General features: G+C 32.9%; 14 protein-coding genes. 9 read left to right on the top strand and 5 right to left on the bottom strand.

Annotation, left to right across the window (positions count from 1 at the left end; all coding sequences use genetic code 11):
* Positions 1-41: 41 nt before the first annotated feature.
* From BMW37_RS06525 to BMW37_RS15905, 9 genes are all read left to right on the top strand, one after another.
* A complete protein-coding gene (locus BMW37_RS06525; protein WP_177168599.1) occupies positions 42-830 on the top strand; it encodes a tRNA1(Val) (adenine(37)-N6)-methyltransferase in 789 nt (262 codons plus the stop codon).
* A gap of 126 nt (positions 831-956) precedes the next feature.
* Positions 957-1760 carry a tRNA-uridine aminocarboxypropyltransferase gene (locus tag BMW37_RS06520; protein ID WP_093318793.1) on the top strand — a complete coding sequence of 268 codons (804 nt, stop codon included), beginning with the start codon at positions 957-959 and terminating at the stop codon, positions 1758-1760.
* A 189-nt stretch (positions 1761-1949) separates the two neighbouring features.
* On the top strand, positions 1950-3320 hold the full coding sequence (gene pssA / locus BMW37_RS06515; RefSeq protein ID WP_093318791.1) for a CDP-diacylglycerol--serine O-phosphatidyltransferase: 1371 nt from the start codon (positions 1950-1952) through the stop codon (positions 3318-3320).
* A gap of 4 nt (positions 3321-3324) precedes the next feature.
* Positions 3325-4290, top strand: coding sequence for a lipoyl synthase (gene lipA, locus BMW37_RS06510; RefSeq protein ID WP_093318966.1), 966 nt, complete (start codon positions 3325-3327; stop codon positions 4288-4290).
* 1 nt (position 4291) lies between these two features.
* Positions 4292-4687, top strand: a complete 396-nt coding sequence (gene crcB / locus BMW37_RS06505) for a fluoride efflux transporter CrcB (RefSeq protein ID WP_093318788.1) — start codon at positions 4292-4294, stop codon at positions 4685-4687.
* 39 nt (positions 4688-4726) lie between these two features.
* Positions 4727-5230, top strand: coding sequence for a cold-shock protein (locus tag BMW37_RS06500; RefSeq protein WP_093318786.1), 504 nt, complete (start codon positions 4727-4729; stop codon positions 5228-5230).
* A 149-nt stretch (positions 5231-5379) separates the two neighbouring features.
* Complete coding sequence (locus BMW37_RS06495) at positions 5380-6876, top strand: DUF945 family protein (RefSeq protein ID WP_177168598.1); 1497 nt, start codon at positions 5380-5382, stop codon at positions 6874-6876.
* Positions 6877-6937: 61 nt separating this feature from the next.
* Positions 6938-7747 (top strand): DUF975 family protein, encoded by an 810-nt coding sequence (locus BMW37_RS06490; protein WP_093318781.1) that lies wholly within the window; start codon positions 6938-6940, stop codon positions 7745-7747.
* A gap of 87 nt (positions 7748-7834) precedes the next feature.
* Positions 7835-8152, top strand: a complete 318-nt coding sequence (locus BMW37_RS15905; RefSeq protein WP_425441763.1) for a DUF2645 family protein — start codon at positions 7835-7837, stop codon at positions 8150-8152.
* Positions 8153-8293: 141 nt separating this feature from the next.
* Here the strand turns inward: BMW37_RS15905 and BMW37_RS15720 are convergent, their stop codons facing one another.
* From BMW37_RS15720 to BMW37_RS06470, 5 genes are all read right to left on the bottom strand, one after another.
* On the bottom strand, positions 8294-8428 hold the full coding sequence (locus tag BMW37_RS15720; RefSeq protein WP_281241261.1) for a hypothetical protein: 135 nt from the start codon (positions 8426-8428) through the stop codon (positions 8294-8296).
* 313 nt (positions 8429-8741) lie between these two features.
* A complete protein-coding gene (locus BMW37_RS06485; RefSeq protein WP_093318778.1) occupies positions 8742-9461 on the bottom strand; it encodes an ABC transporter ATP-binding protein in 720 nt (239 codons plus the stop codon).
* Positions 9462-9469: 8 nt separating this feature from the next.
* Complete coding sequence (locus tag BMW37_RS06480) at positions 9470-11161, bottom strand: ABC transporter permease (protein ID WP_245711035.1); 1692 nt, start codon at positions 11159-11161, stop codon at positions 9470-9472.
* Between the two features lie 487 nt (positions 11162-11648).
* Positions 11649-13175, bottom strand: a complete 1527-nt coding sequence (locus BMW37_RS06475; protein ID WP_093318775.1) for a hypothetical protein — start codon at positions 13173-13175, stop codon at positions 11649-11651.
* A gap of 245 nt (positions 13176-13420) precedes the next feature.
* Positions 13421-13993 (bottom strand): elongation factor P hydroxylase, encoded by a 573-nt coding sequence (locus BMW37_RS06470; RefSeq protein WP_093318774.1) that lies wholly within the window; start codon positions 13991-13993, stop codon positions 13421-13423.
* Between the last annotated feature and the right edge of the window lie 862 nt (positions 13994-14855).

Below are 14855 nucleotides of genomic sequence, written 5' to 3'. Positions count from 1 at the left end.
TTCAATTCAAATCATTTTTTATTGCGCACGATCAATGCGCCATGAAAGTAGGTACTGATGCAGTTATTCTGGGTTGTAGTGTGCCAGTTGAAAAACGCATGCGAATTTTAGATATTGGCACAGGCTCTGGAATTATTGCATTGATGCTTGCACAAAGAAACAAAAATGCTGTGATTGATGGCATTGAAATAGATGAAAGGGCAGCAATGCAAGCAAAAGAAAATTTTACTAATTCACCTTTTAGCGCTCAACTTACTTCGCACTGTATATGTGCCAAAAAATTTGCTGAAACAAAAATAATTAAAAATTATAACATCGGGGATACAGAATTAATGCCATATGACTTAATTGTATCTAACCCCCCTTTTTTCCACGCTAATGCAAGTAGTGATATTGATTCAAGGAGCATCGCACGCAGCGTATCTAGATTGACGCATATAGAGTTGGCCACAATTGCATACAAATTGTTGGAGAGTGATGGTTTGTTTTATTGCATTCTACCATTACAAGAAGGTGTTAAGTTTTTAAATAAGATATTAGATATTGATTTGATTAATATTGAACAACAAATGGACAAAATTAAAATAGTCGCTAATTGTTTAAAATGGTCTTTGGATGAATTAATTATTATAAAACCTAATCAAAAGAAAAAAGCGAATAGATTGATAATTGGACTAAAAAAAGTTGATTTAAAGAAAATAGATATATCAATAATTGATAATCAACATGAATATGATGTGAGCCCAACTTTCCTTACTATTAGAAATAATGACAATAGTTACACTGCTGAAATGAAAGTATTGACGTCACAATTTATGCTTAAACATTAAATTATCATTTTGATTAATAGGTCATTTTTTTCTACGATATATAAAATACTCTCAAAATCATAGAAATTTTTCATTAAATAAGTATATAATGACTCTTTAGTTAACTTTACCATTTTCGGAATATGAATGACGGCAAATCCTCCTAATATTAACAATGAATACAATAGTGTATTAAATCTTAGGCAGTTTGAATTAGCGCAATCAACAAAACCTTTTAAGGCAAGGGGATTCAAACTGCAACGATGCAATCGTTGTTTAATAGCGGACTTTTTATGTGTATGTAACGACGCTAACCCAATTGCTATTGACTCACGATTTTTATTAATTATGTATAAAGGCGAATCGATTAAGCCCAGCAATACAGGGCGATTAATAGCCGAAATACTGCCCAATACTAAAGCTTTTTTATGGCACAGAGTTGATGTTAATCAACTTCTACTTGATGCTATAGATGATGATAGTTATGAATCTTACCTAGTTTTTCCAGCGTTGTACGCAGAGGCTGATCGCAGGGTTTACCATGATTTCGAGCTCAACTGGTCTAAGTTGGGTAATCAATTTACCATTAACTCTGATAATGAACTTAGGCAATCTGAAAAGAAAAAGCAATTTATTATTTTAGATGGAACTTGGACTGAGGCAAAGAAGATGTTTCGCAAAAGTCCATATTTAGTTAATCTTCCTATGCTTTCTTTAAGTGATATCAATGCTCATCCGTATTTGTTAAGAGAAGCCTCTAGAGTAGAGCAGCTAGGAACTGTTTCAGTTGGACTTTCAATTTTAAATTTGCTTGCCGAACACGATGCCTATCAATCCCTTTTGAGGCTAACGCAGATATTTACTCATAGATATCTTTCTAGTAAGGCGAGAAATCCACAAAATTTAATTAAACTAATGAAGTTAGAATGTGATATCAAACACTCTAATTAGGCTGCAGTACGCAAATTAATTGAATCTATGATAAACTATAAAGTAAAAGTAACTTAGGTCTCTTGTCCTAAGTTGCCATATCAATACTGGCTAATTTAAATGAATTGGTTTAGCTGCTATTAATTAAGTTGTTTTAAACGCTCATTTTTATGGTTAATAGCTAGTTAATCAATTATTAGGAAGTTATCTATGTTATCTTTTTTTTCTCGTGAAGATGCTTTGTTTTGTATTGAAAAGCTCCCTAAAGCGACTTTGGATAAGTCTGCGATTAGTTTTTATAATAGCCCAAAGCACTACAGCGAGGAGCTATTCAAGCAAATTGCTCAGGCTAAGACACGAATTTATTTAGTTGCACTTTATTTTGAAAATGATGAGGCTGGGCAAAAAGTTATTGATGCACTTTATCAAGCTAAAAAAAATCAGCCGCAACTTGAAGTTAAAATATTTGTAGATTGGCACCGAGCCCAACGAGGTCGAATCGGAGAAAGTGAAACACTTACAAATGCCGATTGGTATAGTAAAATACGCGATAAGATGACTCCGCTCAATATTGAATTTTATGGTGTTCCAATCAATACTAGAGAGGCTCTAGGTGTACTTCATTTCAAAGGTGCAGTATTTGATGATAATATTTTATTTACTGGTGCCAGTATTAATAACGTTTATTTACATCATTTAGATAAATATAGATTTGATAGATATCATTTAATTAAAAGCAAGAATTTAAGTGATTCATTTGTGTGTTTTATTGAAAAGAAATTGCTTCCTGAAATAGCAGTCAAAAGATTAGATAGCCTTGTTAGACCTAAAACACAGGAATTTAAAAAATCGATCAAGCAACTGCGTAAAAAGTTAATGGATGCAGCGTTTGAATTAGAGGGAGAAACAGATTCAGACGCTTCTATTATTGACCCCATAACTGTCACCCCAATAGTTGGCTTAGGCAATAAAAATGCATTTAATAAATTAATCGGTCAATTACTGATTGTGGCAGAAAAAGATATAGTCATTTGTACCCCGTATTTCAATTTACCAACATTAATTACAAAAATTCTTCGACAAATGCTTAAAAAGGGAGTTAAAGTTAAAATTGTTATTGGTGATAAAACCGCTAATGATTTCTATATCCCTGAAACTGAGCCATTTAGAGCGATAGGCGGTTTACCTTATTTATACGAACTTAATCTGAAAAAGTTCATGAAAAGTAATCAAAAATTTATTGATAAAGATTTACTCTCAATCAATTTATGGAAAGATGGGGATAATACCTATCATTTAAAAGGTGTCTGGATTGATGAAGAGTGGATGTTGATAACAGGGAATAATCTTAACCCAAGGGCATGGCGATTAGATTTGGAAAATGGACTTTTAATTCGAGATAAAGAAAAGTTTTTAATAGAAAAAAAACATCAAGAATTATCAAATATTTTGACAAATACAACACAAGTTGCACATCACTCTAATTTAGATACAATAGATAATTATCCACTAAAAGTAAAAAAACTCATCAGGCGTGTAAAGCGCCTTAGACTTGACAAAATCATCAATAGAATATTATAACATAATGACAAATATACTTAAATCTTCCCAGTTAACGCCTGGTGTTAAATACCGTGATGCTGCAAAAATGTCTTTAATACCTGTTAAGCAAGTATACGAGACTAAATTACCGAAGCCTAGCTGGTTAAAAATTAAATTACCTGTGGAAAATAGCGCAGTAAATAAGATAAAAGAAGCATTACGCTCCAATGGACTTCATTCTGTTTGTGAAGAAGCCGCCTGTCCTAATTTATCTGAATGCTTTACGCATGGTACGGCTACATTTATGATCTTAGGCGCGATTTGTACAAGGCGTTGTCCTTTTTGTGATGTTGCACATGGCAAGCCTCTTGCCCCTGACGAGAATGAACCTGCTAAGCTGGCTAAAACTGTTCAAGATATGGGATTAAAATATGTGGTCATTACTTCAGTTGATCGAGATGATTTGAGAGATGGTGGTGCGGGGCATTTCTCAGAAACGGTTAAAGAAATAAGAGAAATGAATCCTGCGATTAAAGTCGAAATTTTAGTTCCCGATTTTAGGGGAAGAATGGATATTGCGATTGAGCTCTTAACAGCTAATGCACCCGATGTATTTAACCACAATCTTGAAAATGTACCAAGATTGTACAAAGAAGTTAGACCAGGAGCAAATTATGAATGGTCACTTAAGCTGCTAAAGACATTTAAAGAACGAAATCCTCAGGTGAAAACAAAATCTGGCCTCATGGTGGGACTTGGGGAAACAAATGAAGAAATATTACAAGTCATGCAAGACTTAAGAGATAATGGTGTGACAATGCTTACACTAGGACAATACTTACAGCCAAGTAGAGAACATTATCCTGTCCAAAGGTATGTATCACCTCAAGAATTTGAAGACTTTCGATTAAAAGCAATTGCTATGGGGTTTGAGCATGCTGCATGTGGACCACTTGTGAGATCTTCTTATCATGCAGATCTGCAGGCAAAAGGGATTGAGGTTAAATAGTATGCAGGTTAGCTTTCATACTGTTATCGCAGTATTTGTTGGAGGCGGATTAGGAAGCGTATTGCGCTATGTTATTAGTATAAATTTAAACCCTCTAAATCAGATTATTACTATTGGTACATTGAGTGCAAATTTAATTGGTGCAATTATCATCGGAATTTCTATTGGTTATTTTGAAATGTCAACTGCAATACCAACATCTTATAAATTATTTATAGTAACGGGTTTGTGCGGCGGCTTGACAACATTTTCTACCTTTTCTTTAGAAGTATTTCAGCATATTCAAAGCCAAAATTGGTTAGCTGCCATTTTCATGATTGGTATTAATGTTTTTATTTCTATTTTGTTTGTTGCCTGCAGCTATTACAGTACCATTAAAATTTTATCAAACGGTTAACTTATTTTATCGTTTCAACACAGGATTTAGGAGTCAATAATGGAAGGCAAAGTTAATGCTTTTTTTGCAGATAGAAGCTTTGGATTTATTACAGATGAGAATGGAGAAAATCGTTATTTTCATTTAACTAAAGTGGTAAATCCAGCTGCAATAAAAATTGATGCTGAAGTTACATTTAAACCAATAGAGCGTGAACAAGGCTTAGGTGCTGTTGATATCAAAGTTCATTTTCATGGTGAACATATCTTCATTGCAGATGAAAAAATTAAAATAGCAGCAATTAAGCAGTATAACATTTATCAAAAAATGCAACCATTAGCAAGAGAGATAAAAGATAATACCATTGTTTCAATCGGTCTTTTAATGAATCGAATTAAACCAGAAACTGCTAAAGCTCCCGCTGAAACTGAAGAGCTGCTCACGTATCTAGAAATTGAACTTTTTCATGCTGAAAGCATAATATTTACTTCGCATGAAATTGATATTGATGAAGCTTTATCCTATTTGCAATTATTACCAATACGGTTTATTGATAAAAGATAAAATGATTAGGAGCTCATAGAGCATGTTTCGTGCTTGTTAGTGAATTTATGATGAAATTATCAGGAAGTAAATTAAACATTATTAATTTTAAAGTTTTAGGTGTTTTATTCTTGCTAGTTAACCTAATTTTATTACTCTACATAATTATAATGAGTTGGATTAAAGGTTCTCAGATTGATGAATCAATCGATATATGGATAAGTCAGCAAAATAAAACGTTAACAACGGGTGCCTTTATTAGTACGAGATCTGAAGCTGGTCTTTTTGAAAGGCGTTATCAAATATCCTACGTTCAAGCTAAGGAAGGTAAAAATCATACCGAAGCTTTAATTGAAAGTAATATCATTTTTTCATATGGTTTGATGCAACAGTTATTCAAAGAGGGTGACATTGCTATTGATCTGAAACTTGTGGTGAATGATCTAAGTCATTTTATTTTATCATCTATTGATAATCTTCCTGTCAAAGACTTATTGATAGAAAGACTTAAACCTAATTCTAGGATAGAAGGTTTGGTAACAGTAATATATGATTCTGAAAAGGGATTACTTGGTAATTTTAAAACAATCAATTTACCTGATGTAGTTGTTTTTGATACTTTAGAATTTGAGGATATCACGGGCACCTTTGCCACCAATCTAAATTCAATGGCTACTCATATAACGATAAATCAGCCTAATATTAAAGTGTTATCAAAAACTGAGCCAACAACCAGTAATGAGGATATTACTAATATTGCCCAAATTATTATTCCTACTGCTGAAATAGCTAATATTAATGATCTTAATATTTCCTTTGATTTAGATAAAACAGCCACATTCACAGATCTCCAATTATCTGCTAAAACGCTTTCAATTGATACTTTACAAGCGAATAATCTAAATGTTTCTATGAAAGCCAGTCAAAGGGAAGATGTACCATTAGTCGAGTTAGAATCTACATTAACAAGCTCATCAATTATTTATTCTGACAAATCCTTCGGTGATTTATCTATTAAGTTAGGGCTAGGTAATATTGATTTAAATACGCTTAAAAAAGCTATAGATACAGCACATATTCGATTTGAATCTGATAAAGTCGATGGAATAAATAAGTTTCCTTTATCAGTCTATTATTTTACTCAATGGTTACAGAATAAAGAAACGTTTTTAGCGAATTATCCATCGTTTACTATTTCTGAATTTAAAGCTAAGAATCAAAATATTAATTTTAGTAGTTCGTTAACATGGCAATTTCAGCCAAGTGGTCAAGAATCTGATCTTTATATCAATCCTCTCATTACGTCAATCTTTAACCATACTCAAACATTATCTTTTGATATGATGCTAAATCAATCTGCTTTGAGACAATTGTTATCTATAATATTTTCATTCAATGATGAAAAGCAAATAGATGATTATCTATTTGTTATGAATGAGATGAATAAAACAAGACCCTTTTTAGAAATTAGCATTCAGCATCCTAATATTCAATCAAAAGATACAAAAGAAGAATCAAAAGCATCATTAGACTTACTTAATCCAAATTCTGTGGCTAAATTTAACTTTAGCTTTAACTCATTAAAAAGAGAGGTTGTTTGGTTAAATAAAGTATTTAAATTGGAAGAGTTTAGAACGTATATAAATCATTTAACTCAGCAGGATTAACGCTAAACTGTACTTTTTAAATGCTATCAATTGACTTTGTTGAACTTAACAGGAAAAAAAAATGAATAATATTTATCGTAAGAAAGCTCGCACTGCTTTATCTGGTAATTGGCAACTAATGTTGATCGCTTGTTGTATAGGCCTTTTTTTCTATGAAACACTCGGGAGTATTATATTTTTATTAACCTCAAGAGATGTTTATTTGAAATTTCAAATAGCTATGAGTCTAGGCAATCTAAACGGCGTTTCTCGTGAAGAATTATCATTTCTTATGAGTAATTTGTTCTTAGTCATGGTTATTGGGGTTGTGCTGTCCCCTTTTTGGGGTGGTTTTAATTGGTTAGCGCTCGCTTTGGCAAGGAAACAGCCAATTGTATTAGATGAAATATTTACACCGCTTAAGACGCAACCGGTAAGGATGATTACATTTTGGTTTTTATATTTTATTTATATCTTTGGCTGGACACTTTTATTCATTATACCAGGTATTATTAAGATGCATTCTTACTCAATGGCTATCTATTTACTAAAGGATAACCCTGATATGACGCCAAACCAAGCAATCACACAATCTTGCGAGTTAATGAATGGTAAAAAAGGGGAATTATTTAGTTTAGCAGTGAGTTTTGTAGCATGGTTTATCTTAACTCTTGTCGTTACATCCATCATTGTCGAGTTAGCTGCAGTATTTTTATTTTCAAATAATCCTTTAGCATTTGACATAGCACAACTCATTATCAGTTTAATCTTAATGTGTCCTTTTTATGTATATTTCAAAACTACATTGGCTATTTTTTATCTAGATATCACGATGCAAAGTGATAGTCATGATAATTTAGCAAAAGAGGAAAAAAAATCAATTCTAATATAGGTATTGAAGATTAAATTGTAATGTGTAATAAGTACGGGGTACTTTGTTTTGTAAGAGACGCTTTTTCAAAGTATATAGGTAATCAGGGTGAACCTTCTAAAAGCTTTTCTTTTTATTTATATAATGACGCTAACTATCTTAATCTTCATATTAAGTTCACTTGAATATGAAGATTTTTTAGGTACTGAAGGAATTCAAACAGTATGCGATGTACTCAGAATTTTGGAGGTTAACGACATACGTCGATCAATGGCACTAGGTATAGTCTATGCTACTGTTCCAATTGTTATTTATATTTTCTTAATGCGCTTTAAATGCCATTTTATAACTTCAAGTTACTGTATTTTGATTGCTGTATGGTTTTATTGCTTTGTAATTAAATATAGAAATTGTTTATGGTTTTAGGAAAGTATACTTTTAATAATACAATCAAGTTAGTCAAGGGAGTTTGTCTTGTGGCTAACTTAAAATAATTTTTTAGTTGATATTCAAGCGAATCGAAAATTCCTCTAAGATTACTTTTTTGTGCTCCCCATAAATTTATCTTTAGGCAATGTCAAACATAACTAACTGATTTTTAGTTGGGAAAAATTTTAGCATATCAATTTTATCACCTTTAGGATGAGCTACTATTAATCCGTAATAAAGCATTGCTTCTTTATCACCTTCTCTAACTTCCACAACGAACCATTCTTTAGCACCAATTTTGGGCTTGAGAATTTCTGATATCGTATTTCAATCTACATAATCAGAATCTGCTGATACTGGAAATAGATACAATAATGAGTATAAAGAATTATCTTTAACCTTAAAATTGTAAGTTAGTTTAACTTTCCCGGCAGGAAATTCTATTACGAGTGAAGCTTAATATTGTTAGGGAAAAAATAATATCCCTTTAGTTTATAGAGGTCCAAAGATGATTAAATTACAAACTAATTTTAAAATTCAGCTTAAGCAGTAAAAAAATATATTTAATTTACCATCCTAATCATTATTAGCTTCTAATAAATTTACGAACCCAATCATTAGCAGGTGTGTGTTGAATTTCCTCAGGTGTACCCCATTGAATAAGTTGTTTATTAGTTATGACACCTACAAGATCAGCCATCGCAAAAGCTTCCCTTTGATTATGAGTTACTAAGATAGCTGTTTGCCCTGTTGCTTTTAGTATGTCTAATAACTCTGGGAGTAAACGTTCGCGTGTTTCAACATCTAAATTCGAGAATGGTTCATCTAATAATAGTAATTTAGGCTCAGGTGCTAATGCTCTTGCTAACGCAACACGTTGTTGCTGGCCACCAGAAAGAGCATGAGGGTAGCGCTTTGCAAGATCTTCAAGACCTACTAAAGCAAGTAGTGAATTTACTTTTTCTAAGCGAACTTCTTTGTTTAAATGTTTTAATCCAAAACTAATATTCTCTATAACCGTTAAGTGTGGGAATAGAGCATAATCTTGAAACACCATTCCAACCAGTCTTTTTTCAGGTAATGTAAGATGATTTGCTGTTGAAATTACATTGTTATCTAAGATTATGCTGCCATCGCAAAGTGGTTCAAAGCCCGCAATGCACCGTAATAACGTTGTTTTACCACAACCAGATTCACCTAAAAAACAGCCAATTTTTCCTTTAGGTAGGATTAATGATAAGTTTTCAATAATCGCATGCTCTGAATAACAAACTGTAATTGAGTCGAGGTTTAAAAAATCTTGCATAGAATACCTTAATAAGCAGAGTAAGAGTTTCGCTGTGAGCGAGCTAATAAAATAACAGGCAATAGACCTACTAAAACAATTAACATTGCTGCTATTGCGCCTTCTTCATATGCACCTCTGGAAGCTTCAGCATAAAGTAAGGTTGCTAGAGTCTCAAAATTAACTGGCCGTAATAGCAAAGTTGCAGGCAATTCTTTCATCGCATCTACAAATATAAGTAGGGCGGCTGTAATCATGGATGGTTTTAATAATGGAATGTGAACACGATACAAAGTTTGCCAACTGTGCATACCTAATAATCTAGATGATTGCTCTAAAGAAGGGGATATGCGTGCTAAACCAGCTTCGAAGCTCCCTGTTGAAATTGCCATAAAGCGAATAACATAAGCAACTGTAATACCAATTACAGAACCTAGCATAACTTGATTCCCTAAGCTCATGGAATATAGAATTTTATCAGTCCAACCAAATGGCGTTAATAAACCGATAGCAAGAACGGTTGCAGGAATGGCATATCCTAGACAGGCTATGTTTTTTAATAATTGAGGAATAAAAGCATTTTTTGAATCGCTTAAGCGTCTAGCTGTCCAAGCGACACAAAGGCCTAAGAATACTGTTACCAAAACTGCCGTAAAAGAAATAAAATAAGTATTAAGCGCGCTATTAAATAGCTTATCCGACAGTCCCTCTTCACTAAACCACCTCCTAATACTTTCATGAAGTAGGTAACTCGATGGAAGGATGAAACCAAGTGATACTGGAGTCCAGCATAAAGCTGCAATTACAATTCCTTTAGTTTTATTGACACGTTTAGGTTGAATTGTTTTTGAGCGAGAACTTGTAGTATATCTAGAGGATCGTCGAGCTCTTTTTTCTAGTGTAATAATAAAAACAACAATTAACAGCATACTAAGTGCTATTTGAGCTGCACCAGCAAAATTTGAACGACTAGCCCATGTTGAATAGATTGAAGTTGTTAGGGTTTGTACTCCTAAAAATTCAGATGCTCCAATATCATTTAATGTTTCTAACAAGGCAAGACTTAGACCAACAATGATAGCTGGCCTAGATAATGGTAGCACAACACGAAATATCACACCTACGTTACTGGTACCAAGACTCCTTGCTGCTTCAATAAGGTTTGATGATTGCGTAATGAGCATGGCTCGTGTGCTTAAATATACGTATGGATACAAGACGAAGCCTAATAAAAAAATCGCACTTATCAATGGATAACTTCTAATTGTAGGAAGTTGAAACTGCCTTGGAGAATCATAACCGAGTATGTCCCTTAGCAATGATTGAATAGGTCCTAAAGGATGAAGTAAATCTAAATAAGTAAAGGCTATGATATAAGTTGGTACGGCTAAGGGGAGTAATAATGCCCAATTGAGAATTTTTTTAGTTGGGAAATGGTAGAAGGTCATTAAGTAAGCTGAACCAGTTCCTAGCAATGTAACGACTATACCTACACCAACTAACAGCAAAAGTGTATTTAACGCAACATTTGGTATGACATAATTAAGTAAATGAAGCCAATGGCTAAAATCAGCAGAAAAAGACCAAATAAAAAGGGTTACTATAGGAGAAAGAACGACTAAGGCAACAACTAAGGCAACCATTAAACTAAGCCAACCGCGCTGGGTTTGTAATTGAATCGCATGTTTGAGCTTGAGGCTAAAACTTGAAGTATGGGACAAAGTGGATTTCCTAATGTTATATATTTTAATGATTCGATATCTTATTTTAGTACAATTCTAACATAAATGAAAATAGTTCTCATTCAGTTTGACGTATTTCTTTGAATCGATCAATTAAATAGCGAGCTTAAATTGATCTAACCCACTTTTAATATGAATATTATATTATTATAAGGTCATTATGAGATGTTGAAACAATGTCTTTAGCAGTATTTGAATAACGATTTGTTGAGAGATTTATCCATTTTGGCGTAAAATCCCATTCTTTAGGGCTGAAATAAATGGCATAACAACGAAGTTGTTATTTTAGAGGTGTTCTTTTTTATGCTATATAATCCTTGAAAATAGATACTGGTCCGCCAGTACAACGACCTAAAAAACAAATAAGAAAGAGATCATAAACGACCTCGCTAATGTGTATTTATTAGCTCAACAAAAAAAGCAAGGTTAAATAAAATAACCTTGCTTTAACTAGAAATAGCAAATATTAATTATGATTAGTCAATGTCCAAGCACCATTTAGCATGAGAAGAGACGCCTTAGTTCCAGGCTCTAATGAGATTGAATTTGTAAGTGAATCTATATGAATTTGATAATCACTTTTATTTTCAAATACTAATGCATTATTCTCATGAGCAAGTTCAGGTAGATTCATTGAATCGATAAAATTATCATTATCGAATTTGAATGACATTACACGATATTTATTTAAATCAATAGTCCATAATTCAGGATTCTCGTTTAATTGAATCATTGATACCTTATCGCTAACTGTATACAGTTTAGCTTCTAGATCAATAATTGCTGTATTATCAGTGAAATTTTCTAAAGGTTCACTGATATACCCTTGTGCAACTGCACCACCAGTACTCAAATAGAAACCTGAATCATTTTGCGAAGGTTTATTAGCAAAAAATTCTGTTTTACCATAACCATAATTGAAACAAAGGGATTGCCCACCCATAAATGGTATATATGGACGTGATACTTTTGCTAAGGCAACTTTTTTATCATTGATATGTTCAGAAGAACCATACACGACATTTGAAAAAGTTGCTTGACGTAATTCAGTTAAGCCACAGTTCATTGCTTTAGGTGTTGTTTCTTCTATCTGAGAAAAATATTGTCTTGGTAAAGAATCAGCAGTAATACCAATTGATGCATTAAAGATAGATTCTTGTGAAAACGAATTATCATCTGATAGTTTATCTATTGAAACTGAAAATGTTTGAAACGGTGAATTTTCAGTTGAAATATTTAATTTCACAGAGTATTGTTCATTTTCTTGCCAATCAAAAGGAAGGGTACATTTAATGCTATGAGCTGAGGCTAACATACCATTCTTGTGACAAATGTTTGCATTATCTTCAATTATTTCTGGGCTTTGATGGGCATTAGGAAGCATAACAAATGAGATCTTTTTCTCACCGAATAGGTTATGTTCAAAGTATACATCCCCAATCGTATCCCCATACCAACTTAAAGTATGAAATAAGGTATCGGGTGTTGATTTAATCGCAGTAAAATCAACGCTTGTACTTCGAATTTCTTCACTATCGTTGAAGTAGCTAATCATCAAGCTAGGGCTTACTGTCCTATTTTCTTGATATGATGTACTACCTAATATTAAATTTGGTGAAGTTTGACCGACAATAGTAGCTTCTAAAAAATGACCAGGTTTAGTTCCTGCTATCCACCAACCTTGAATCATTCCATTCTCATCACTACGTGTTGTGATTGGAAAATATTTTCCATCTAATAAACTTGATGCTTTAACAACAACATCACAGTCTTTTATAGGCTGATTTAATTTATCTAATACGATCATAGATACAGGATCAGGATGCCATTCTTTAGAACCATCTTGATAGATAGAATGCGCAAAGATGGAATGGGCAAGTGCAAAATTTGGACTTCCATCTGTTACAATATGTGCTTCTTCACAAGCTTGCGTGTTTGCAAAGACACTTAATGGGCTTACTATAGATAACAACATTAGATATTTAAAACGCATAATTTTATCCTCATTAAATTGATTCGACAGTTATTCTGTCAAGCTGAGGATAATTAATTGAAAGTAAATAAAATATCAAAATTTTGTTTTTAAATATTTGATTGTGAATGTTATTGTTGCGTAATTCATCTTGTCATGTGTTGATATTTTAGCCCGTGTGGCTTTTGTCTAAAGAAGGAATTATTTTTTTTACAAATAGATCCATGTTGATCGTGTTAAATAGTCATGTTACCGCTTAGAATCAATCAAGTAATTAAGAAACTATCTTGCGTTATCTTAGGTGTTTGATAAAAAACTTGTAAAGCCCTAACTAACTTTGCAGGTCTCGGTGCTAAAGGATAATTAAGCCTTTCAAGTACTTTAGCATGAACGCGTTTTTTAAATTCTCTGTGGTCAGGCTCAAATGAGCCATTCAGATTGTCACAACTTACTTGGAATGGAAACCCTGCTGCAACAGAAAAAATCCATTCATAAGATTGAGGAGCAATTTCTACGTTTTCAAACTGTGATTGTGTCTCTTTATCACGACCATCAGGACAATACCAATAGCCAAAATCTATTAAATTCCAACGAGTCGGACCTGCAACACACCAGTGTGCTATTTCATGTAATGCACTGGCATAAAAACCATTAGCAAAAATAATTCTGTTAAATGAATGAGTTTCATCAGCTGGCAAATAAATAGGTTCATCTTCACCTTTAATGAGAATGGTGTTGTGTGAAACTTGAAAGCAAGCATTGAATATATTGATAATATCCTCAATCAAAAATTCTTTTGTTTGAGTTGTGCAATGAGTTAAATCCTCATTAAAATACATATTAAGACCTCAGTGTGTATTTAAAAAATTCCATTTTACGATAATTTTATAACTAATATTAGGAGATTAGCTAAAAGTTTGATTTATATTGTCAAATGATATTTCTATTCATGTATAAGTGGTTAAATTGCGTTCAGTTATCCGGTATGGTGTGAAATTTCATCCTTCAAAGTAAGGATGTAAGGTATACTTTTATACAATACCAAGTATAGATATTGACGCACCAAAGAAACTGCTGGCAAAGTGTCTTAGAGTTTCAATGAATACCTTTGTAGTAATCGTCTAGGCATCGTCTTTAAACTTCATAATAACCTGGGCATGACTAATTTTGGAAAAGAGCTTACCTGTAAACGAGCGTAATAGCACTCACTGTCCATTTTCGACTAGTTCAACAGCTGCAAAAACGCATAAATCATTGCGTATACTAGTATAGCAACCGCATAGCTTTTAATGGTATATTGCTTAAATACCTGTCGTCGATATGGTTAAAATAATAGAGTAAGTCCAACAAACACCAAGATAAAAATTTTAGGAAAGTACAGTCTATTCTTAGATGAATATTAGTTTCTTTTTTCATGGACTAAAGTATAATACTACACATGAAACAATTACAAGCCTTCAAATTCCAGTTAAGATCTCATAGTCAGCAAGCTTGAGACATTTGTCGCTTCGCTTGAGCTTGTGTTTAACACTTCACTGGCTTTGTAGTATGGACATCATGAGACGGGTAATAAATACGCTCTCTTTGTAAAAATAGTGGTATGGCTGGTTGACAAAATCCTATCAACCTTTGCCGCAGGTTTCAAAAGAACTTCAGCCTTAAAAACTTCTTTCAAAAGCGAGCACCTTCCACGTTTTAAAA

Origin of the sequence: Thorsellia anophelis DSM 18579 (assembly GCF_900111395.1) — a bacterium.
Taxonomy (GTDB): Bacteria; Pseudomonadota; Gammaproteobacteria; order Enterobacterales; family Thorselliaceae; genus Thorsellia; species Thorsellia anophelis.
Note: the sequence above shows the minus strand (reverse complement) of the source record. Positions and strands in the feature narration are given on the sequence as shown.

Bases quoted from the DNA above. Each gene is read 5' to 3' on its own strand.
- lipA (WP_093318966.1), top strand. From the start codon at position 3,325: ATGACAAATATACTTAAATCTTCCCAGTTAACGCCTGGTGTTAAATAC.
- BMW37_RS06500 (WP_093318786.1), top strand. From the start codon at position 4,727: ATGGAAGGCAAAGTTAATGCTTTTTTTGCAGATAGAAGCTTTGGATTT.
- BMW37_RS06470 (WP_093318774.1), bottom strand. From the start codon at position 13,993: ATGTATTTTAATGAGGATTTAACTCATTGCACAACTCAAACAAAAGAA.
- BMW37_RS06485 (WP_093318778.1), bottom strand. From the start codon at position 9,461: ATGCAAGATTTTTTAAACCTCGACTCAATTACAGTTTGTTATTCAGAG.
- BMW37_RS06490 (WP_093318781.1), top strand. From the start codon at position 6,938: ATGAATAATATTTATCGTAAGAAAGCTCGCACTGCTTTATCTGGTAAT.
- crcB (WP_093318788.1), top strand. From the start codon at position 4,292: ATGCAGGTTAGCTTTCATACTGTTATCGCAGTATTTGTTGGAGGCGGA.
- pssA (WP_093318791.1), top strand. From the start codon at position 1,950: ATGTTATCTTTTTTTTCTCGTGAAGATGCTTTGTTTTGTATTGAAAAG.
- BMW37_RS06475 (WP_093318775.1), bottom strand. From the start codon at position 13,175: ATGCGTTTTAAATATCTAATGTTGTTATCTATAGTAAGCCCATTAAGT.
- BMW37_RS06520 (WP_093318793.1), top strand. From the start codon at position 957: ATGACGGCAAATCCTCCTAATATTAACAATGAATACAATAGTGTATTA.
- BMW37_RS06525 (WP_177168599.1), top strand. From the start codon at position 42: ATGAAAGTAGGTACTGATGCAGTTATTCTGGGTTGTAGTGTGCCAGTT.
- BMW37_RS06495 (WP_177168598.1), top strand. From the start codon at position 5,380: ATGAGTTGGATTAAAGGTTCTCAGATTGATGAATCAATCGATATATGG.